Source organism: Mesorhizobium terrae (assembly GCF_008727715.1).
Taxonomy (GTDB): Bacteria; Pseudomonadota; Alphaproteobacteria; order Rhizobiales; family Rhizobiaceae; genus Mesorhizobium; species Mesorhizobium terrae.
Window position 1 is genome coordinate 3,696,337 of the sequence record NZ_CP044218.1, and the last position, 18,679, is coordinate 3,715,015.

Here is an 18,679-nt window from a genome sequence, read left to right on the forward strand (position 1 = left end):
GATCCTTTCTTGGCGGGTTTGAAGAATGTCGCATCGCCGGCATAGAGCGGCCGTCACGCTGCCGAAAGGCGTTCACCGCGTCGTGTCGCGTGGCCGCGAATACTTCTACTATCAGCCGGGCAGGGGCACCGACCATGTAGGGGCGCGGATCAAGCTCCCGAACGATCCGCAGTCGCCTGAATTCTGGACAGCCCTTCGCCAGGCGCAAGGCATCGCCGGATCCGTGACGGCCAACACCATCGGCGCTTTGATCGACGCGTACGAAGCCGCGTGGCCGAGTCTTCCCCGCAAGCTGGCGGAAAGCACCCAGGAGAAATACAAGCAGTCTCTGCGCCCCGTGCGCGCTGCTTGGGGCAACCTCCAGGCTGAAAGTCTCCGGCCCTCCCATGTGCTGGCGCTCATCGAGACGATTGGAGCCGAAAAGCCCGGAACGGCCAACAACGTGCTGGATGCGCTGCGCTCCATGTGTCGTTGGGCATGTGGACCGCGCGAGTTGTTGAGCCGCGATCCGACGCAAGGCGTTCCTCATTTCGAGCAGGGCGAGGGGCATAAGCCGTGGTCGCCGGAGCAACTCGCATGGGCCGACAAGAACCTGACGGGCATGCTGCGTCGCGCTTACGTGCTTGGGCGTTTCACCGGGCAGAGAATCAGCGACATGGTCCGGCTTGGCCCAACCGATGTCGACGAAGGTGGCTTCAGCCTTCGTCAGAAAAAGACCGGCGTCCGGCCGTGGTGTCCCATCTTCCCCGAGCTCGAGGCTGAAATGGAGACGTGGGAAAAGCGGCCGGGTCCGTTCTTGCGGCAGGAGAGCGGAAAGCCGTTCACCCCGAATGGCCTATGGAAGATGCTCGACAGGGTGAGGGAAGACCATCCCGAACTCGCCGGCGTCGTTTGGCATGGGCTTCGCGCCAATGCCGTCATCCGGTTGCGGCAGGAAGGATACACCGCCCTTCAGATCAGCGACATGGTGGGGATGAGCGTTCCCATGGTCGAGAGATACAGCCGATATGCCGACCGCAAGGCCGGCGGGCAGGCCGTCCTTTTGCAAATGGAAGAACGGAAACAGGCCAAAATTGTAAAACGCGGTAAAACTGGAAAGCGGAAATGACGGCAGATCAAGGCACTAAAGGGCAGAAAAGGAAGTGGAGGCTTCTGTTGCCAGGTGCCTCCGGACCCCGCCTAGAGGTGCGAACCGCTAGGGCTTGATTTGAAGCGTTCGCGCCGCATTAAGCAGCGAGACGAGCTTCCGCATAGTTGTCGTTGGCAACTATAAGTTTAGCCCGATAACGGTGGTACAATGCCGGGCAAAAGTACGATCTTTACACCTTCGTCGATCCTATTTCGCCCCCAGCAAAAGCCGCTCCCTCCGGGAGACAGCGGTTTTTGGTGGAGGCGCCGGGTACCGCCCCCGGGTCCGAACGGCTTATTTCATCGCCTGTTTATCGCCATAGTCGGTCGAGCCGACGAAGCGAATATAGGGGGCGCGATCGGAAAATGAAAGGCTGCTTTCGCGGATCGATGCTGTGCCAATCGATGTTGTGAGGCTTGACTTGCGCAAAAGCGCAACCGAAGGTTTGGGTCGGTGAGGAGAATCCGGTTGTGTCCGGGTTCGCGGCTTATTCCAGTTGCTCTCACCGGACAGACGCATGGCTCCGATGAGGGGAATTCCTGATGAGCGATTATCTTGCAGACGTGAAGAAATATGACGCCGGCGCCAGCGCCGAAGTTGTCGAAAAGATCGTGAAGCACCTGGGCATCGCGCTCCGGAACCGCGATTCCTCGCTGGTGTCCTGCACCGACCCGGAAGAGCTCAAGCGCGTGAGAGACAGCTGGGTGGGCAAGAAGCTCGGCATCGCCGACGCCAAGAAGGCCGACGCAGCGATCGAGAAGACCTGCAAGGCCATGCATGCCGACCACAGCAAGGGCCGCGTGACCTTCTACTATCTGGTCGCCAAGGATCTCGGCAAGCTCGGCTCGCTCTAAGCTTCAGAGACACGTTGGATGTGTATCCGGCGCGGTATCGCGCCGGAAGGCTGTGGTTTGGCGTGCCTGGGCGATAGCCCTGCGGCGGCGGGTCGGTTATGATCGACAGCGACGCAAATCCCGCGAATCAGGGCAATAGCGATGCGCCAATATCTGGACCTGCTGAACCATGTGATGGAGCATGGCACCAACCGGGGCGACCGCACCGGCACCGGCACACGCTCGGTGTTCGGCTATCAGATGCGTTTCGATCTGGCCGACGGCTTCCCGGTGCTTACCACCAAGAAACTGCACCTGAAGTCGATCATCCACGAACTTCTGTGGTTTCTGGCCGGCGATACCAACATCAAATATCTGAACGACCACGGCGTCACCATCTGGGACGAGTGGGCGGATGCCAAGGGCGATCTCGGCCCGGTCTATGGCAAGCAGTGGCGCTCCTGGCCGGATGCGCATGGCGGCACCATCGACCAGATCGAAAATCTGCTCCGCGAAATCCGCTGCAATCCTTATTCACGCCGGCTGATCGTCTCGGCATGGAATCCGGCCGAGGTGGAGGCAATGGCGCTGCCGCCCTGCCACTGCCTGTTCCAGTTCTACGTTTCGGACGGACGGCTGTCATGCCAGCTCTACCAGCGTTCCGCGGACATCTTTCTCGGCGTGCCGTTCAACATCGCTTCCTATGCGCTGCTCACCATGATGGTGGCGCAGGTGACGGGGCTGAAACCCGGCGATTTCGTGCACACGCTGGGTGACGCGCACATCTATTCCAACCATTTCGAACAGGCGCGCGAGCAGTTGCAGCGCAAGCCGAAAACACTGCCGACGATGTGGATGAACCCCGAGGTGAAGGACCTTTTCTCCTTCCGCTTCGAGGATTTCCGTCTTGAGAACTACGTCGCCGACGCGACGATCAAGGCACCGATCGCGGTGTAATCGCCGCCGGCCAGCCGAATGGCTGCGGGGCGATCGTTTCAGCCCACTTCGAAGTCGCCGGCCTGCGGCGGAGCGATAGGCGTGAACAGCGTGCGGTCGGGTTTCAGGTCGAGCAATGGCGTGCCGTCGAGGCAGTCTATGCCGCGGACCAGAACGGTCGATCCCTCGACGTCGACCAACGTGACGATGGACGTGCCGATCGGGTTCGGCCTGACCGGCGAGCGCAGGGCGAAAGTACCGCGCGCACTGCCGTCATTGGCCGGGCTCTGCCTGACGAGGTCGCGGCGCGACAGATGCAGCCAGTAAAGTACTTCCAGCCGCTCGAACTGTTCGATGCCGGCCAGCGCCTGTTGCCAGAGCGGGAAGACCTCGATGTGGCAGACCGGACCGTCGGCGCGGCCCTGGCGCGGCGTCACCAGCCGCGAGGTCCAGGGTGTGCGGATGGTGCCGATGAAGACGAGCCCGGCATCCGTCGCCGCGGGCGCTTCGACGGCGATCTCGCCTTGGCGGATTTCGTTCTCGCGAACCAAATCAGTCGATGCCGACCATCACGTCGGATGCCTTGATCACGGCATAGGCCTGCTTGCCGACGGCGAGGCCAAGATCGGCGACGGCCTCGTTGGTAATCGAAGCGGTGACGACGGCGCCGCCGATGTCGATGCGGACATGCGAGGTGGTGGCACCCTTGGTGATCTCGACGATCTTGCCCTTCAAGGTGTTACGCGCGCTGATTTTCATGGAAAATTCCTTCGTTCGTTTCTGTCCGCCCCGCAGTGTCGCGCGGGCGGCCAAAATAGCCTGCCGGACAGCCGCACCACAACGTATTTTCAGTGAAACTCTTTTCCTGAAAAATGTGCAAAAGCCTTCCCTTTGTTATGTTCATATGAATATATCGCTCCGAGCCAAAGGCTGGACGGGTCTGCAAAATCAGGGAGAGGTTCGATGATGAAACGTAATGGTTTGGTGCTGGCGGCGCTGGCTGCCGGCAGCATGGCCGCGATGCTGGCGGCACCGGCGCGGGCTGATGAGCAGGTGGTGGTGTTTGCAGCCGCCAGCCTCAAGAACGCGCTCGACGCGGTCAATGTCGCTTGCGAGAAGGAAGTCGGCGAGACCGCCAAGATTTCCTATGCGGCCAGCTCGGCGCTGGCCAAGCAGATCGAGGAAGGCGCGCCGGCCGATGTGTTCATCTCGGCCGACCTCGACTGGATGAAATATCTGTCCGACAAGAAGCTGACCAAGGCCGATACCGAGGTGAAATTGCTCGGCAACGAGATCGTGCTGGTGGCGCCGAAGGATTCCAAGGCCGAGGTGAAGATCGCCAAGGGGTTCGATCTCGCCAAGGTGATCGGCGACGGCAAGCTCGCCATGGGTGATTTCAAGGCGGTGCCGGCCGGTAAATACGGCAAGGCGGCGCTGGAATCGCTCGGCGTCTGGTCTTCGGTCGAGGGCAAGGTGGCGCAGGCGGAGAACGTCCGCGCGGCCCTCAAGCTGGTCGCCACGGGCGAGGCGGCGGCGGGCATCGTCTATCAGACCGACGCCAACGCCGAGAAGGGCGTCAAGGTCATTGGAACCTTCCCGGAAGAGACGCATCCTCCCATCGTCTATCCGGCCGCCCAGACGGCAGCTTCCAAGGACAAGGATGCCCCCGCATTCCTGAAGTGCCTGCGATCTGCTAAGGCAGGCGAACTCTTCAAGGCGCAGGGGTTCACGGTTCTCGCGCCGACCCAGTAAGGCATAGCACTACCGAATGAACTGGCTGCTGGACCTCACGCCCGACGAATGGAATGCGGTCCGGCTGTCGATCAAGGTGGCGACGGTGGCGATGCTGGCCAGCCTTCCGGCCGGCATCGCGGTCGCGTTCTTGCTTGCGCGCGGTCGCTTCTGGGGCAAGACCCTCCTCAATGGTGTCGTGCATCTGCCGCTGATTTTGCCGCCGGTCGTCACCGGCTACCTGCTGCTGCTCGCCTTCGGCCGGCGCGGTCCTGCCGGAGCTTTCCTGGCGGAGCATTTCGGCATCGTCTTTTCCTTCCGCTGGACCGGGGCCGCACTTGCCTGCGGGGTGATGGGTTTTCCGCTGATGGTGCGGGCGATCCGGCTTTCCATCGAGGCGGTGGACCGCAAGCTGGAAGCCGCCGCCGGTACACTTGGCGCCAATCCAGCCTGGGTATTCGCTACCATCACGCTGCCATTGATCCTGCCGGGCATGATCGCCGGCGCCATCCTGTCCTTTGCTAAGGCGATGGGCGAATTCGGTGCGACGATCACCTTCGTCTCCAACATTCCCAACGAGACACAGACGTTGCCGTCGGCCATCTACACGTTCACGCAGGTGCCTGGCGGCGACGAGGGCGCTTTGCGGCTCACCCTCATCAGCATCGTCATCTCAATGGGCGCACTCGTCGCCTCGGAGGTGTTGGCGCGGCGACTCGGTCGGCGGATGGACATCGAATGAGTGTCTCGGTCGACATCGGTCACCATCAGGGCAGCTTTGTTCTTGATGCGGCCTTCGAAAGCACGGGCCGACTGACGGCGCTGTTCGGGCCGTCCGGTTCCGGCAAGACCTCGTTGATCAACGCGATCGCCGGGCTGATCCGCCCGCAGCGCGGCCGCATCGCCGTCGACGGGCGGGTGCTGGTCGACACCGGCGACGGAGTTTTCATACCCAAGCACAAACGCCGCATCGGCATGGTGTTCCAGGATGCGCGGCTGTTTCCGCATCTGAGCGTGGCGGCCAATCTGCGTTACGGGCGCTGGTTCGCGCCGGCCGCGGAGCGCTACGGCGATATCGGCGCGGTGGTCGAGTTGCTCGGCATAGGCCATTTGCTGGATCGGCGGCCGGCCGGGCTTTCCGGCGGCGAGAAGCAGCGCGTGGCGATCGGGCGGGCATTGCTGGCCAGCCCGAGATTGCTTTTGATGGACGAGCCGCTTGCTTCGCTGGACGAGGCGCGCAAGACTGAGATCCTGCCCTACATCGAACGTCTGCGCGACGAGACCAAGGTGCCGATCGTCTATGTCAGCCATTCGGTGGCGGAAGTGGCGCGGCTGGCGAGCGACGTGGTGGTCATGGCGCAAGGCAAGGTCGCCGCCTCCGGTCCGACCGCCGCGATCATGCAGCGGCTTGATCTTCTGGCGCATGAAGAGCGGGGCGAGGGCGGTGCCGTTCTGGACACGCATGTGCTGCAGCACGACCAACGGTTCGGCATGAGCGTGCTTGGCTCGCCGGCCGGCGAAATCCACGTGCCTTATCTGCAAGCGGCAGTCGGTCACCCGGTCCGGCTGCGTATTCGGGCCCGCGACGTGATGATCGCCACTGAACGGCCGCAGGGACTGAGCGCCCTCAACGTGCTGGCTGGCCGCATTGCCGCGATCGAGCCTGGCGAGGGCGCGGCGGTCGAGGTCAGGATCGATTGCAACGGAGTGGCCGTCATGGCGCGCGTTACCCGGCAGTCGCAGCATGCGCTGTCGCTGGCTCCTGGGCTCGACGTCTTCGCCGTCATCAAGACCGTCAGCTTCGACGAAGCCAATGTGGCGGCCACGCCAAGGGCGGAATTCGACGCGTGATGACGCTCTTGCGACGGCATGTCGCTATTCTCCCGTGGAATAACGAATGATCTTTTGACGTGGCGGCATCGACGCCCCAGACCGGGAGGAAGAACAATGCCGTCGCTCAGTCTGAGGATCAATCTCGATCCCGACGGTCGCATCGGGCCGGGCAAGATCGAACTCCTGGAGCAGATCGCCGCCTTCGGGTCGATTTCGGCCGCCGCGCGCGGCATGGAGATGTCCTACAAGCACGCCTGGGACCTGGTGGAAGACATGAACCGCGTCTTCGGCAAGCCGCTGGTGGCGGCGCAGACTGGCGGCCGCAAGGGCGGTGGCGCCCAGCTGACACCTGTCGGGCTGGCGGTTGTCAGCCGCTATCGCGCCATCGAGCGCGCGGCGACGGCGGCCGCAGCCGCGCATATGGACGCGCTGCAGGCGGAGATCGATGCCGGATGAGCAACGGCGTTGCGGTGGGCAGGTAGAGGCGCCGGCTACTCAGGCTTGCGCAGCAGATAGGTGTCCATGATCCAGCCCTTGCGCTGGCGGGCGTTTTCACGAGTGCGGACGATCTCGTCCTCGACGTCGCCGAGCCGGCCCTGGATGAGGATTTCGTCCGGCGTGCCGAGATAGGCCCCCCAATGGATGATGGCATCCTTGTCCGAGACAGTCTGAAAGGAACATTTGCCGTCCAGCATCACCACGGTGCTGGTGGCATTGCCGGGTAAGCCTTCTTCGGTCAGCCGGCGGCCCGTGGTCACCAGGAAGGGGTCGCCAATGCGGTTGAGCGCCATCCTGTGGCCGGCTGCCAGCGCCTGGATGGCGGTGATGCCGGGGATGACTTCCAGCTCAAAGGAGACATTGCCGCGCCGGGTGACGCGCTCAAGGATGCGCAGCGCTGAATCGTAGAGCGACGGGTCGCCCCAGATCAGGAAGGCACCGCAGCCGTCCTCGCCGATTTCATCGCGCACCAGCCGCTCGTAGATGCCGGCGATTTCCTCGTGCCAATCGTCGACCGTGGCGAGATAGGATAGCGCCGGCTCGGCGCGAACCGGTACGTCGAATTCGACGCGGCGGGAGTTCGGATTGGTGACGAAGCGGTCGCAGATCGCGCGGCGCAGGTCGGCGAGCTCGTTTTTCTTCGCACCCTTGTCGGGAATGAAAAGCACATCGGCTCGGTTCAGGCCGTTGATGGCCTGTACCGTCATATGTTCGGGATTGCCGGCGCCGATGCCGATGACGAGAAGCCTGCGCATGGGCGCTGTCCTGCCCGATCGCAGACGACCTGTCCAGTGTTGGCACCGGGTCGGCGGCCGGTCTTGGCGACGACGGAAGGGCTTTGAACGGGCGGTCGAAGCAAGTAGGGTCGGACAGGCTTGTTGGGAAGGGAATCGCTTCGATGGTCCGCATTGCGCTGACGCTCGGCCTCGCGCTTGTCGCGGCTCCTGCCTTCGCCAACGATTCCACCGCGGAACTGGGTGCCGGCGGGTTGATCCTGTCGCGCAACGACGTCGTCTCGATGGACAGCGAGGACCTGTTCATCTCGCGCGACAAGGTGACGGTGGACTATGTCTTTCGCAATACGTCGGACAAGGATGTCTCGACCGTCGTCGCTTTTCCCTTGCCGGAAATCGAGGCCAATCCCTATGAGATGCCATCCATTCCGGATGAAGGCAGCGACAATTTCCTCGGCTTCGAGGTGACGGTTGACGGTGCATCCGTCAAACCCGAACTGGAGCAGAAAGCCTTCGCGGTCGGCGTCGATGTCGGCGCGGAGCTTAAGGCGCAGAACGTACCGCTCTATCCTTATGGCAAGGTGGTGCTGGATGCGCTCGCCAAGCTGCCGCAACAGGTGGCCGACGACTGGCTGGCACGCGGCATCATCGTCATGGACGACTTTGACGACGGTACCGGCTGGAAAAGCGTGCGCTCGCCCTTCTGGCAGCTGCGCTCGACTTTCTGGTGGCGTGCGACCTTCCCGGCCAACAAGGCCGTGCATGTCGCGCACCGTTACAAGCCGAGTGTCGGCGCCACGGCGGGCCTGAATTTCTTCTACGACGGTAAATTCCAGGGCGAGTATGACAGCTACAAGCGCACCTACTGCATGGACAATGCCTTCGAGGCCGGTGTGCGCAAGGCGCAACAAAATAATACCGACGCCGTCCCGCAGCTTTATGAAAGCCGTATCGCCTATATCCTGACAACCGGCGGCAACTGGGCGACCGGCAGCATCGGCAAATTCAAGCTGACCGTCGACAAGGGCGACGCGCAAAGCCTGGTTTCGTTCTGCGGCGATGGTGTCCGCAAGGTCGGGCCGACCACCTTCGAAATGACCGCGGAGAATTACGTGCCGGAGCGCGACATCAACATATTGCTGCTCGACCGGCCCGACAGCGAAGGCGGAACCGGCAACTGATGTTTGTGTCCATTCATGTCGCGATTGCCGAGAATGGCGTGATCGGGCGCGAGGGCGGTTTGCCCTGGCGCCTGTCCACGGACCTGAAGCGTTTCAAGGCCGATACGCTGGGCAAACCCATCGTCATGGGGCGCAAGACCTGGGACAGTTTTCCCAGGCGCCCACTGCCGGACCGGCTGAATATCCTGGTAACCCGGGACGCGGCATTGCGCGCCGACGGCGCCGAAGTGGCGCATTCGCTGGAGGACGCATTGACGCTGGCGCGTATCCGCGGGCGCTGCATGGCGGGCGTCGACGAGATTTGCGTGATCGGCGGGGCGCAGATCTATGCCCAGGCATTGCCCTTGGCCGACCGGCTGCACGTCACCCACGTGCTAGCGGCGATCGACGGCGATGCTTATTTTCCGGTGATTGATCCACAGGTCTGGCGCGCTGTCTCGTCGCTCGACGTGCCGGCCGGCGAGAAGGACAGCCATCCGACCCGTCACGTCGTTTATGAGCGTCGTACCGGCTGACCGGGGACAAAGCGTCGCGGTCGAAGCGGATGGAAGAAGAGTGGCTTGGGACCCCGACGCGTTGAAAGCGCGTCATGGCATCCCTATAGAAGGACAGTACGGATTTGCGCCGACTTTCGGCGCATGAGGGATTCCAGCGAAAGGACATTCATGCCCTGGAACGACAAAAGTGGCGGCGGAGGCGGCCCCTGGGGAGGCGGCGGCGGTAACAACCAGGGCCCATGGGGGCAGGGACCGCGCGGTCCCGGCGGTCCACAGGGCTCGCCCCCCGATCTCGAAGACATCATCCGCCGTGGCCAGGACAGGCTGCGCAACGTGCTGCCCGGTGGCGGCAGCCCGGCTCTTTATCTGCTGATCGCACTGGTGCTGATCGCAGGCTGGCTGTTCAAGGCCGTCTATACCGTGCAGCCCGACGAGGTTGCGGTCGAGCTGCGCTTCGGCAAGCCGAAGGCCCAGCTTTCCGAACCTGGTCTGCATTTCCACTGGTGGCCGGTCGAGACGGTCGAGACCGCCAAGATTTCCGAACAGCTGGTCAATATCGGTGGCGGCGCCCGCAGCGGCAACACATCGGGCCTGATGCTGTCGGGCGACCAGAACATCGTCAACGTGCAGTTCTCCGTCGCCTATCAGGTGGCTGACCCACGCACCTATCTGTTCGATGTCGCCGATCCCGACGAGATGCTGAAGCAGGTGGCCGAGAGCGCGATGCGCGAAGCCGTCGGCCGGCGTCCGGCGCAGGATATTTTCCGCGATGACCGCCAGGGCATCGCGACCGCCGTGCGCGAAAACATCCAGGCGACGCTGGACAGCTACAAGGCCGGTCTGACCATCAACGCCGTCTCCATCGAAGATGCAGCGCCGCCACGCGAAGTGGCCGATGCTTTCGACGAAGTGCAGCGCGCCGAACAGGACGAGGACCGCTTCGTCGAAGAGGCGAACCAGTATTCCAACCAGAAGCTCGGTGCCGCGCGTGGTCAGGCTGCGCAGGTTCGTGAAGAGGCTGCCGCCTACAAGAACCGTGTCACGCAGGAAGCGGAGGGTGAGGCACAGCGCTTCATCTCCGTCTATGACGAATACGCCAAGGCGCCGGAAGTGACGCGCCAGCGCATGTATCTGGAGACGATGGAGAAGGTGCTGAAGGATTCCAGCAAGGTGATCGTCGAGCCGGGCAGCAACGGTCAGGGGGTTGTTCCCTATCTGCCGTTGCCGGCATTGCAGCCGCAGGCTTCGGGAGGGAACCGCTAATGGCCAATCGTCTCCCAGCCATCGTGGTGGCGGTCGCCATCATCCTGTTCCTGCTCTATTCCTCGGTGTTCGTGGTCAACGCCCGCCAACAGGCGATCGTGCTGCGCTTCGGCGAGATCGTCGACGTCAAGACCGAGCCCGGCATCTATTTCAAGGCGCCGTTCGCTATGTTCGACGCCGACACCGTGCAGATGATCGAAAAACGCGTGCTGCGCTTCGATCTGGACAACATCCGTGTCCAGGTCTCGGGCGGCAAGTTCTACGAGGTCGACGCCTTCATCGCCTACCGCATCTCCAACCCGCGCGTCTTCCGTTCGGCGGTGTCTGGTCAGATCGAGCTTGCCGAACAGCGGCTCAAGACCCGTCTGGACGCAGCGTTGCGTCGTGTCTACGGCCAGCGCGCCTTCGAGGCCGCCCTATCCGAAGAGCGCGGCACGATGATGCTTGAGGTGCGCGATCAACTCCGTCCCGACGCGACGTCGCTGGGGCTGGAGATCGACGACGTCCGCATTCGTCGCACCGACCTGACGGCCGAGGTCTCGCAGCAGACCTATGACCGCATGAAGGCCGAGCGTCTTGCCGAGGCTGAAAGGCTAAGGGCGCGCGGCAACGAAGCGGCACAGCGCATCAAGGCCCGTGCCGACCGTGAGGTGATCGAAATCGTCGCCGAAGCGAACAAGGAGTCGGAAATCCTGCGCGGTGAGGGCGATGCCCAACGCAGTGCGACCTTCGCCAACGCCTACAATCGCGATCCGGCCTTCTTCGACTTCTATCGCTCGATGAATGCCTACGGAACGGCGCTGGATGGCGCCGGCACCACAATGCTGCTTTCGCCGAATTCGGAGTTCTTCCGCTACTTCCGCGATCCAGCCGGCAAGGCGGCTCCGGCCGCTCCCGCTAAGCCTGCGCAATAATTCGTGCAGGACTTTCTAGCCGCCATGGGTCTGGTCCTCGTTGCCGAGGGCCTGATCTATGGCGGTTTTCCACGTCTGGCCAAACGGCTGGCCGGCGAGATGCTCGGCATGCCGGAGGGCGCGCTGCGTATCGCCGGTCTGATGGTGATCGCCGTCGGCGTCGGTGTCGTCTGGCTGGTGCGCGGCTGACAAATACGCCATCCTGCGGGCTAGGGATTTGTTCGCCGCGGGTGGTAACGGCCGCAAACGTGCCTTATTTCTTTTAACACTGACATCGCGTCGCGCCAGACGCTGTTGCTGACTTGCCGGGAGGCCCTGATGAAATCCTATTCCATCCTCAGCGCGGCAAGGAAGACGCTTGTCGCCGCCACGGCGGCGCTGGTCGTCGGTACGTCAGCCGTCTCGTTCGCGGCCGCACAGCCGCAGTCGTACGCCAACGGGCCGGCCTCAGTGGCCGACCTCGCGGAAGGCCTGCTCGGCGCGGTCGTCAACATTTCTACGTCGCAGATTGTCAAGGGCAGCGAAGGACCGGGCGCCGTACCGATGCCGCAGTTGCCGGAAGGGTCGCCTTTCCAGGATTTCTTCAACGATTTCTTCAAGGACAAGGGGGGCAACAAAGGCGGCTCGCAGAAGGTGCAGTCGCTGGGCTCCGGCTTCGTCATCGACGCCAATGAAGGCATCGTGGTGACCAACAACCACGTCATTGCCGACGCCGACGACATCGAGGTGAATTTCTCCGACGGCGTCACGCTGAAGGCAAAGCTCATCGGCACCGACACCAAGACCGACATCGCCGTGCTGAAGGTGGACCCCAAGGGCCACAAGTTGACGGCAGTGAAGTTCGGCGATTCCAACAAGATGCGCATCGGCGACTGGGTGATGGCGATCGGCAATCCGTTCGGCCTCGGCGGTACGGTGACGCTGGGTATCGTCTCGGCGCGCAACCGCGACATCAATTCCGGCCCATATGACGATTTCATCCAGACCGACGCCGCCATCAACCGCGGCAATTCGGGCGGTCCGCTGTTCAACATGAACGGCGAAGTCATCGGCATCAACACCGCCATAATCTCACCTTCGGGTGGCTCGATCGGCATCGGCTTCTCCATCCCCGCGCAACTTGCCGCCGGCGTGGTCGAGCAGCTGCGCCAATTCGGCGAAACGCGCCGCGGCTGGCTCGGCGTACGCATTCAGCCGGTGACCAGTGACATCGCCGAGAGCCTCGGCATGAAGGAACCCAAGGGCGCTTTGGTGGCCGGCATCATCAAGGGCGGTCCGGTTGACAACGGCACCATTCAGGCCGGCGACGTCATCACCAAGTTCGACGGCAAGGATATCGCTGAAACGCGCGACCTGCCGCGCGTGGTCGCCGAGAGCCCGGTCGGCAAGGCGGTCGACGTGGTGATCGTGCGCAAGGGCAAGGAGCAGACGGTGAAGGTCACGCTCGGCCGGTTGGAGGATGGCGAGAAACTCGCCTCCGCCGACGAGAGCAAACCCAGCGACAGCAAGGGCGCGCCGGTGGCGGCTGCCTCGGTGCTCGGCATGTCGATCGGCGAGTTGAACGACGAGACGCGTAGCAAGTTCGGCATTGCTGCTGATGTATCGGGCGTGGTCATCACCGATGTCGCCAAGGATTCGGCCGCCTCCGAACGCGGCATCCAGCCGGGCGAAGTGATCACCGAGATCGCGCAGGAATCGGTCTCGAAACCCAAGGACGTCATGGACCGCATCGCGGCACTGAAACAGCAAGGCCGCAAGAACGCGCTTCTGATGCTGGCGTCCAAGACCGGCGAACTGCGTTTCGTCACGATCCGGATGGATTGATTCCGGAAAACGGCGCAACGGGTTGACTTAAAAAGAAGAAAGGGCGGCTAGCGGGCCGCCCTTTTCTGTTTTTCCCAACCCTGGCGCTTCAGACTGTAAAAAGCGTGCGGGCGCAGACGCGTGTATTCTTCAGGAACCAGCGGGTGGTCAAAATCGCGCGACGGGTCTGCCGTCATGCCGATACGTTCCATGACAGCAGTCGAGCGGCGGTTCTCGCGTACGGCGAAGGAAACGATTTCGTCCAGACCAAGCGTCTCGAAGCCGAAGGCGAGCCATGCGCGTGCGGCCTCGGCAACGTAGCCATGGCCCCAGAACTCCGGCGCAAGGCGCCAGCCGATTTCGACAGAACCCTTCGGCAGGGCGGGAAGATAGTCGGCATCATAGAGGCCGACGAAGCCGATGCATTCGCCGGTCGCGGCTACCTCCACTGGTGCAAAACCGTAGCCGTGGCTGTCGATCCAGGCGCGCAACTCGTCCATCTTGGCGTCGGACTGCGCGCGATCGCGCCGGAACGGAAAGAACTCCATCACCTGCTTATCGGAATTGATGAGATGGAAGAGGGACCGGTCGCGCTCTTCCCAGTTGCGCAAGATCAGTCTTTCCGTACGGATCGGGATCATGTGGCGAAATCTTCCTGCCTGTAACCTTGCAGATAGAGCAGGGCGGTCAGGTCGCCATGGTCGATGCGCACTCTGGCCTGGGCGGCCACCGAAGGCTTGGCATGCAGCGCGACACCCATGCCCGACAGCTGGATCATGTCGAGGTCGTTGGCGCCGTCACCAACGGCGACGGCATCCGCCGGCGTGAGGCCGAGCCTGGCGGCGATGTCGATGAGCGCATCCGCCTTGGCGGCGCGGCCGAGGATCGGCTCCGCCACCTCGCCGGTGAAGCGACCGTCGCGCTCGACCAGGCGGTTGGCGCGGTTTTCATGGAAACCTAGCATCGTGGCGATACGGCTGGTGAAGACGTCGAAGCCGCCCGAGACCAGCGCGGTATGGGCACCGGCCTTGCGCATCGTCTGCACCAAAGCGCGGCCTCCGGAAGCCAGTGTGAGCCGATTGGCGATGATGCGGTCGACCACCGCGGTGTCGAGATCCTTCAGAAGCGCGACGCGCTCGCGCAATGCTGGTTCAAAGGCAATCTCGCCATTCATCGAACGGGCGGTGATCGCCGCCACCCGTTCCTTCAGTCCGACTTCGTCGGCGAGTTCGTCGATGCATTCCTGGTCGATCATGGTCGAATCCATGTCGGCGATTAGGATTTTCTTGCGTCGCGTCGCTTCGTCCTGGATGGCGAAGTCAACGGGGTTGGAACCGAGCGCGGTAGCGAGCGCGGCTGCGGTCTCCCGGCTGTCGGCGCCTGACGGCAGGACGAGATCGCAGGCGATCGTCTCGCCCAACCAACGCGTCGCGCTTGCGCCGACCGCCTGCGAGGCTTTATTCGCTAGGGCCGGCGTGAGTGCGCCGCCGGCTGGATTGGAGACGAGCGTGGCGACGAGCGGCATGGAGGAGACCCTGCGGGAGGTGGCCGACGAAGGCCGCGTGAAGGATGCGGTCCTGATAGCCGGCCCGACTGCCAGCGGCAAGTCGGCGCTGGCGCTGGAGGTGGCCGAGCGCTTCGGCGGTGTCATCGTCAACACCGATTCTATGCAGGGTTATTCGATCCTCAACGTGCTGACAGCGCGGCCTGCGCCGGCGGATCTCGCCCGGGTTCCGCATTTCCTTTACGGCCATGTCCACCCTTCGACCGCCTATTCGACCGGCGCCTGGTTGCGGGACGTCGAACGGCTGATCGACGAAGGCGCGCTGGCCGGTCGCCCTCCGGTCTTCGTCGGCGGCACCGGGCTTTATTTCAGGGCGCTGGCCGAAGGCATTTCAGCGATGCCGGATATCCCGGCGCATATCCGCGACCGCTGGCGTCACGAACTGGTCGAGCGCGGCGCGCCACGGCTGCACCGCGAACTGATGCACAGGGATTCGGCCACGGCCATGTTGTTGCGACCGAGCGATGGTCAGCGCATCGCCAGGGCGCTGGAAGTTCTGGATGCGTCGGGCCGTTCGATCCGTTCGTGGCAGGCCGAGCGTGGTCGCCCGTTGATCGATCGCGCCAGCGCGCATTTCTTCGTCATCGAACCAGACCGGGATGCCTTGACCCAACGCATCAACCGACGATTCGACGCGATGATCGACCAGGGTGCCATGGAGGAGGTACGCCAGATCCTGGCGCTCCATCTCGACCCGGCGCTGCCGGCCGTCAAGGCAATCGGCGTGCGTGAGCTTCAGTCCGTGCTGGCGGGCGAGATGGAAGCCGAAAAGGCGATGGAAATGGCCAAGATCGCCACCCGGCAATACGCAAAGCGGCAATCCACCTGGTTTCGCAACCAGTTCGGCGAGGAATGGCGAAGATTGTCGCCGGGCGAAGACATGGCGACCATCATTCGCATGTCGATCGAAAAGAGAAATCGATAGAATTCTCAGTATTAACGCTGCTTTTTCAAGGCTTGTTCAAGTTAACTGCGGCGTAAGCCTATCCGTGCCATAACCATCCGGCGTTGCAGTAGGCTGGGTGCAGATGCATTTTCACAAGGCGGAACACGCCTTCTTCGTCTTTATCTTTGTCATCGTCGCCGCCGGCATGGTGACGTTGCATGCCCACGGCGTGGTGGAGACCGCGACGGCCCAGATCGGCGATGGCGCGGCGTTGGACAGCGTCGCATATATCGGCACGCTGCTGTTTGCCATCGGCGTGCTTTTGGCCACCGCCTTCTTCTTTGGCGTGTTCTTCATCTACCCGCTGATCCGCGATCAGGTGCGCGAGGAGGGAAAGTTGCGGGCGATGACGGCGACGCTGAGCGCCCGTTCCGAGACACTTGAGCAGGCGGCGCTGACAGATGCGCTGACAGGCATGCAGAACCGGCGGTTTTTCGACGACGCGCTGCGCGAATACATCGCGGAATTCCATCGCATCGGCAAGCCGGTCGGGCTGATGATCCTCGATCTCGACCATTTCAAGAGCGTCAACGATACCCATGGCCACGATATCGGCGACGAAGTGCTGCGCTCGGTCGCCGGCTGCCTCAAGGGCATGACCCGCTACCACGATGTCGTGGCTCGGCTGGGCGGCGAGGAGTTCGGCATTGTGACCCCGAATATGGACGCGGAACTACTGACGCGTTTCGCCGAGCGCATCCGCAAGGGCGTCGCCAATCTGGCCATCGTCAACGGCAATGTGCGGCTGAAGGTCACCACCAGCGTCGGGCTGGCGGTTTGGGACCATTCCGAGACGGCCGAGGCCTTCTACCGCCGCGCCGACAAGCAGCTCTACGAGGCCAAGCGCCAAGGCCGTAACCGCGTGTGTGCTTAGGCCGGGCAGAGCGTCAATTCAGTTGAATTTTGAAATGGCGAACGAGCCGGCCAGGCTGGGCTCGCTCCGTCGGTTCAATCGTTCAGGGGTTTGAGGCCGAACGTCATCGGCTTCAGCCCGTAACGCGTGTCGAAATCGTCGTCATGCGGCGGGCGCGGCGCGGCCGGCTGCCGGTAGTCCGGGTCGCCGGGCTGGCGTGTGGCGTCGGCCATTTCGGAGAAATTCATCGCCGGCTGTGGCTTCGGTACGTTGCGCAGTTTTTCGACGATGCCGACGAGATCGACCTCGCCGTCACCGGAAGGTGCTTCCATGGAGTGTTTGGCTGTGCCGGGAATCAGGCTGCGATCCAGCTTCTCGAACTTCAGCCGCATGGTGGTGGCGACGCCCTCACCGAAGGCGATTGCCTCGCGCTGTCCCATCGAGGACAGGAAAGCAAGGCTGGAGGCGGAGGAGTCGGCAATGGCTGAACGGATGATCGCCTGGTCCTGTTCGTTGGACAGGCGCATGGCGAAGAAGGTCGAGCATTGCGACAGGATGGTCGGGTCGAGCTCGCCCGGGCGCTGCGTGACGACGCCGAGATAGCAGCCATATTTGCGGCCTTCCTTGGCGATGCGCGACAGTGCGTGTCGGGTCGGCGCGAAGCCGAGGCGCGGATCGGCCGGCATGTAGCGATGCGCTTCTTCGCACAAAAGCAGCAGCCTGAGCCGCCCCTCGCTCCACAGCGCGAGATCGAAGGCCAGCCGCGCGAGAACCGAACAGACCGAGTTGACGACCTCGGACGGCAGGCCCGCCATTTCGAAACAGGTTACCGGCCGGCCGTGATGCGGCACGCGGAAGATGTTGCCGACCGTTTCGTGGATGGTGTCCTCGATCAGGCGTGAATTGAACATGAAGCGGTAGCGCGGGTCTGCGACGGCCGATTCGATACGCAATTTGAGCGACTTCAGTGCCGGCCGCTCGGCCTTGCTTTCGAGCAGGCCCATGCGGTCATCGATCTGCTTCACCAGATCGGCGATCCGGTAGGGGACCGGTGTGTCGGCGGTCATGGTGTCGGCGCCGCGGCGCACATAGGCGACACCGTTGCCGGTGCGGTAGAGATGCTTCACCACCGGAATGAGATCGCGCAGAATGTCGACCTCCTCGGGCGGTGCCTCGCGACCACGGAACAGCACTTCGGCGAATTCCTCGAGGCGGAACATCCAGAAGGGCAGATCGAGCGTCGAAGCGTCGATCTTGACGCACTGGTCCTTCAGCGAAGAGGCGAATTCATTGTGCGGATCAAGGATCAGTACGCGCAGGTCAGGCCGCGCCGCGATCGCCTTGCGCAGCAGCAGCGAAACGGCTGTCGACTTGCCGACACCAGTGGTGCCGACCACGGCGAAATGCCGGGTCAACGTGTCGTCGACGGCAATCCTGGCCGCGATCGCCTCGTCCTGCGACAGTGTGCCGATGGCCACCGAAGGACGGCCGGCGAGGTCGTAGACGGCCTCGAGATCGCGGCTGCGGATGCGGTGGGCAACCGCGCCGATATGCGGGTATATGGTGATACCACGGTCAAAGAACGGTTTGGCGCCGGGCTCGAAACCATCGCGCACCTCGCCGACCAGTTCGACGCTGACCTCGATCGGGTTCAGGCCTTCGGCGTTCCAGGCAAGATCGGCCTTGGCGATCGCATAGACCAGACCGACCGTGCGGCTGCTGCCCAGATTGATGGAGATCATCTTGCCGACAGCCCATTGGCCACCGGCGGAACCATCTTCGCCGTCAGCGAAAGCGCTGATGGTGGCGCGGGCGCCGTCGCAGCGGACGACATGGCCGAGGATGCGCTTGTCAGTCTGAGCGGCGTCGCGTCGCTCCTGCGATACCGGCTCGCCGCCGGAGACTGCACGTTCGACAAACATCAACGAGGGGATCCCCACTACCTCAGCGAACTCTAATATGGT

At 63.0% G+C, this 18,679-nt stretch carries 21 protein-coding genes and 1 other RNA gene; 15 read left to right on the forward strand and 7 right to left on the reverse strand.

The features are described 5' to 3' along the window. The first annotated feature begins 25 nt into the window (after positions 1 to 25). Entirely contained in the window at positions 26 to 1,108 is a 1,083-nt protein-coding gene (locus FZF13_RS19030) for a tyrosine-type recombinase/integrase (RefSeq protein ID WP_081766884.1), read from the forward strand. 33 nt (positions 1,109 to 1,141) lie between these two features. Here FZF13_RS19030 and ssrA read toward each other — a convergent pair. Then, positions 1,142 to 1,504: a transfer-messenger RNA gene (gene ssrA / locus FZF13_RS19035) on the reverse strand. A gap of 167 nt (positions 1,505 to 1,671) precedes the next feature. Here ssrA and FZF13_RS19040 point away from each other — a divergent pair. Then, positions 1,672 to 1,983, forward strand: coding sequence for a DUF2853 family protein (locus FZF13_RS19040; protein WP_024924482.1), 312 nt, complete (start codon positions 1,672 to 1,674; stop codon positions 1,981 to 1,983). 141 nt (positions 1,984 to 2,124) lie between these two features. Beyond that, positions 2,125 to 2,919: a thymidylate synthase gene (locus tag FZF13_RS19045; protein WP_024924483.1), complete on the forward strand. Its 795-nt coding sequence runs from the start codon at positions 2,125 to 2,127 to the stop codon at positions 2,917 to 2,919. Between the two features lie 38 nt (positions 2,920 to 2,957). On the opposite strand, the gene tsaA is transcribed toward FZF13_RS19045, so the two are convergent. Further along, the gene (gene tsaA / locus FZF13_RS19050) at positions 2,958 to 3,449 is read right to left on the reverse strand and encodes a tRNA (N6-threonylcarbamoyladenosine(37)-N6)-methyltransferase TrmO (RefSeq protein WP_024924484.1); all 492 of its coding nucleotides are present in this window, start codon (positions 3,447 to 3,449) and stop codon (positions 2,958 to 2,960) included. 1 nt (position 3,450) lies between these two features. After that, on the reverse strand, positions 3,451 to 3,657 hold the full coding sequence (locus FZF13_RS19055) for a TOBE domain-containing protein (RefSeq protein ID WP_024924485.1): 207 nt from the start codon (positions 3,655 to 3,657) through the stop codon (positions 3,451 to 3,453). A 207-nt stretch (positions 3,658 to 3,864) separates the two neighbouring features. Here FZF13_RS19055 and modA point away from each other — a divergent pair, with 207 nt between their 5' ends. From modA to FZF13_RS19075, 4 genes are all read left to right on the forward strand, one after another. Beyond that, on the forward strand, positions 3,865 to 4,650 hold the full coding sequence (gene modA / locus FZF13_RS19060; protein WP_024924486.1) for a molybdate ABC transporter substrate-binding protein: 786 nt from the start codon (positions 3,865 to 3,867) through the stop codon (positions 4,648 to 4,650). A 16-nt stretch (positions 4,651 to 4,666) separates the two neighbouring features. Next, entirely contained in the window at positions 4,667 to 5,371 is a 705-nt protein-coding gene (gene modB, locus FZF13_RS19065; protein ID WP_024924487.1) for a molybdate ABC transporter permease subunit, read from the forward strand. Continuing rightward, on the forward strand, positions 5,368 to 6,480 hold the full coding sequence (gene modC, locus FZF13_RS19070; protein ID WP_024924488.1) for a molybdenum ABC transporter ATP-binding protein: 1,113 nt from the start codon (positions 5,368 to 5,370) through the stop codon (positions 6,478 to 6,480). The genes modB and modC overlap by 4 nt, the downstream gene beginning before the upstream one ends. A gap of 96 nt (positions 6,481 to 6,576) precedes the next feature. Beyond that, entirely contained in the window at positions 6,577 to 6,918 is a 342-nt protein-coding gene (locus FZF13_RS19075) for a winged helix-turn-helix domain-containing protein (protein WP_024924489.1), read from the forward strand. Between the two features lie 35 nt (positions 6,919 to 6,953). Here the strand turns inward: FZF13_RS19075 and cobF are convergent, their stop codons facing one another. Further along, positions 6,954 to 7,715 carry a precorrin-6A synthase (deacetylating) gene (gene cobF, locus FZF13_RS19080; protein WP_024924490.1) on the reverse strand — a complete coding sequence of 254 codons (762 nt, stop codon included), beginning with the start codon at positions 7,713 to 7,715 and terminating at the stop codon, positions 6,954 to 6,956. A 143-nt stretch (positions 7,716 to 7,858) separates the two neighbouring features. On the opposite strand from cobF, the gene FZF13_RS19085 reads away from it, so the two are divergent. The 6 genes from FZF13_RS19085 to FZF13_RS19110 all read left to right on the forward strand — a co-directional run bounded on the left by FZF13_RS19085 (position 7,859) and on the right by FZF13_RS19110 (position 13,373). After that, complete coding sequence (locus FZF13_RS19085) at positions 7,859 to 8,875, forward strand: DUF4424 domain-containing protein (protein WP_024924491.1); 1,017 nt, start codon at positions 7,859 to 7,861, stop codon at positions 8,873 to 8,875. Next, positions 8,875 to 9,390, forward strand: coding sequence for a dihydrofolate reductase (locus FZF13_RS19090; protein ID WP_024924492.1), 516 nt, complete (start codon positions 8,875 to 8,877; stop codon positions 9,388 to 9,390). The genes FZF13_RS19085 and FZF13_RS19090 overlap by 1 nt, the downstream gene beginning before the upstream one ends. Before the next feature lie 150 nt (positions 9,391 to 9,540). Beyond that, on the forward strand, positions 9,541 to 10,635 hold the full coding sequence (gene hflK, locus FZF13_RS19095; protein ID WP_024924493.1) for an FtsH protease activity modulator HflK: 1,095 nt from the start codon (positions 9,541 to 9,543) through the stop codon (positions 10,633 to 10,635). Continuing rightward, positions 10,635 to 11,549 (forward strand): protease modulator HflC, encoded by a 915-nt coding sequence (hflC, locus tag FZF13_RS19100; protein WP_024924494.1) that lies wholly within the window; start codon positions 10,635 to 10,637, stop codon positions 11,547 to 11,549. The genes hflK and hflC overlap by 1 nt, the downstream gene beginning before the upstream one ends. Positions 11,550 to 11,552: 3 nt before the next feature. Beyond that, a complete protein-coding gene (locus FZF13_RS19105; RefSeq protein WP_024924495.1) occupies positions 11,553 to 11,738 on the forward strand; it encodes a DUF2065 domain-containing protein in 186 nt (61 codons plus the stop codon). Between the two features lie 129 nt (positions 11,739 to 11,867). Continuing rightward, a complete protein-coding gene (locus FZF13_RS19110; protein WP_024924496.1) occupies positions 11,868 to 13,373 on the forward strand; it encodes a DegQ family serine endoprotease in 1,506 nt (501 codons plus the stop codon). Positions 13,374 to 13,420: 47 nt separating this feature from the next. Here FZF13_RS19110 and FZF13_RS19115 read toward each other — a convergent pair whose 3' ends face one another. Beyond that, positions 13,421 to 13,993, reverse strand: coding sequence for a GNAT family N-acetyltransferase (locus tag FZF13_RS19115; protein WP_024924497.1), 573 nt, complete (start codon positions 13,991 to 13,993; stop codon positions 13,421 to 13,423). Beyond that, positions 13,990 to 14,877, reverse strand: a complete 888-nt coding sequence (serB, locus tag FZF13_RS19120) for a phosphoserine phosphatase SerB (protein WP_024924498.1) — start codon at positions 14,875 to 14,877, stop codon at positions 13,990 to 13,992. The genes FZF13_RS19115 and serB overlap by 4 nt, the downstream gene beginning before the upstream one ends. Between serB and miaA the strand changes: the two genes are divergently transcribed. Continuing rightward, positions 14,876 to 15,841 (forward strand): tRNA (adenosine(37)-N6)-dimethylallyltransferase MiaA, encoded by a 966-nt coding sequence (miaA, locus tag FZF13_RS19125; protein ID WP_024924499.1) that lies wholly within the window; start codon positions 14,876 to 14,878, stop codon positions 15,839 to 15,841. The genes serB and miaA overlap by 2 nt on opposite strands. Positions 15,842 to 15,944: 103 nt before the next feature. Next, the gene (locus FZF13_RS19130; RefSeq protein WP_024924500.1) at positions 15,945 to 16,736 is read left to right on the forward strand and encodes a GGDEF domain-containing protein; all 792 of its coding nucleotides are present in this window, start codon (positions 15,945 to 15,947) and stop codon (positions 16,734 to 16,736) included. A gap of 74 nt (positions 16,737 to 16,810) precedes the next feature. Here the strand turns inward: FZF13_RS19130 and FZF13_RS19135 are convergent, their stop codons facing one another. Next, complete coding sequence (locus tag FZF13_RS19135) at positions 16,811 to 18,637, reverse strand: ATP-binding protein (protein ID WP_024924501.1); 1,827 nt, start codon at positions 18,635 to 18,637, stop codon at positions 16,811 to 16,813. Positions 18,638 to 18,679: the final 42 nt, after the last annotated feature.

Bases quoted from the DNA above. Each gene is read 5' to 3' on its own strand.
- FZF13_RS19030 (WP_081766884.1), top strand. From the start codon at position 26: ATGTCGCATCGCCGGCATAGAGCGGCCGTCACGCTGCCGAAAGGCGTT.
- FZF13_RS19040 (WP_024924482.1), top strand. From the start codon at position 1,672: ATGAGCGATTATCTTGCAGACGTGAAGAAATATGACGCCGGCGCCAGC.
- FZF13_RS19045 (WP_024924483.1), top strand. From the start codon at position 2,125: ATGCGCCAATATCTGGACCTGCTGAACCATGTGATGGAGCATGGCACC.
- FZF13_RS19055 (WP_024924485.1), bottom strand. From the start codon at position 3,657: ATGAAAATCAGCGCGCGTAACACCTTGAAGGGCAAGATCGTCGAGATC.
- modA (WP_024924486.1), top strand. From the start codon at position 3,865: ATGAAACGTAATGGTTTGGTGCTGGCGGCGCTGGCTGCCGGCAGCATG.
- modB (WP_024924487.1), top strand. From the start codon at position 4,667: ATGAACTGGCTGCTGGACCTCACGCCCGACGAATGGAATGCGGTCCGG.
- modC (WP_024924488.1), top strand. From the start codon at position 5,368: ATGAGTGTCTCGGTCGACATCGGTCACCATCAGGGCAGCTTTGTTCTT.
- FZF13_RS19075 (WP_024924489.1), top strand. From the start codon at position 6,577: ATGCCGTCGCTCAGTCTGAGGATCAATCTCGATCCCGACGGTCGCATC.
- cobF (WP_024924490.1), bottom strand. From the start codon at position 7,715: ATGCGCAGGCTTCTCGTCATCGGCATCGGCGCCGGCAATCCCGAACAT.
- FZF13_RS19085 (WP_024924491.1), top strand. From the start codon at position 7,859: ATGGTCCGCATTGCGCTGACGCTCGGCCTCGCGCTTGTCGCGGCTCCT.
- FZF13_RS19090 (WP_024924492.1), top strand. From the start codon at position 8,875: ATGTTTGTGTCCATTCATGTCGCGATTGCCGAGAATGGCGTGATCGGG.
- hflK (WP_024924493.1), top strand. From the start codon at position 9,541: ATGCCCTGGAACGACAAAAGTGGCGGCGGAGGCGGCCCCTGGGGAGGC.
- hflC (WP_024924494.1), top strand. From the start codon at position 10,635: ATGGCCAATCGTCTCCCAGCCATCGTGGTGGCGGTCGCCATCATCCTG.
- FZF13_RS19110 (WP_024924496.1), top strand. From the start codon at position 11,868: ATGAAATCCTATTCCATCCTCAGCGCGGCAAGGAAGACGCTTGTCGCC.
- FZF13_RS19115 (WP_024924497.1), bottom strand. From the start codon at position 13,993: ATGATCCCGATCCGTACGGAAAGACTGATCTTGCGCAACTGGGAAGAG.
- miaA (WP_024924499.1), top strand. From the start codon at position 14,876: ATGGAGGAGACCCTGCGGGAGGTGGCCGACGAAGGCCGCGTGAAGGAT.
- serB (WP_024924498.1), bottom strand. From the start codon at position 14,877: ATGCCGCTCGTCGCCACGCTCGTCTCCAATCCAGCCGGCGGCGCACTC.
- FZF13_RS19130 (WP_024924500.1), top strand. From the start codon at position 15,945: ATGCATTTTCACAAGGCGGAACACGCCTTCTTCGTCTTTATCTTTGTC.
- FZF13_RS19135 (WP_024924501.1), bottom strand. From the start codon at position 18,637: ATGTTTGTCGAACGTGCAGTCTCCGGCGGCGAGCCGGTATCGCAGGAG.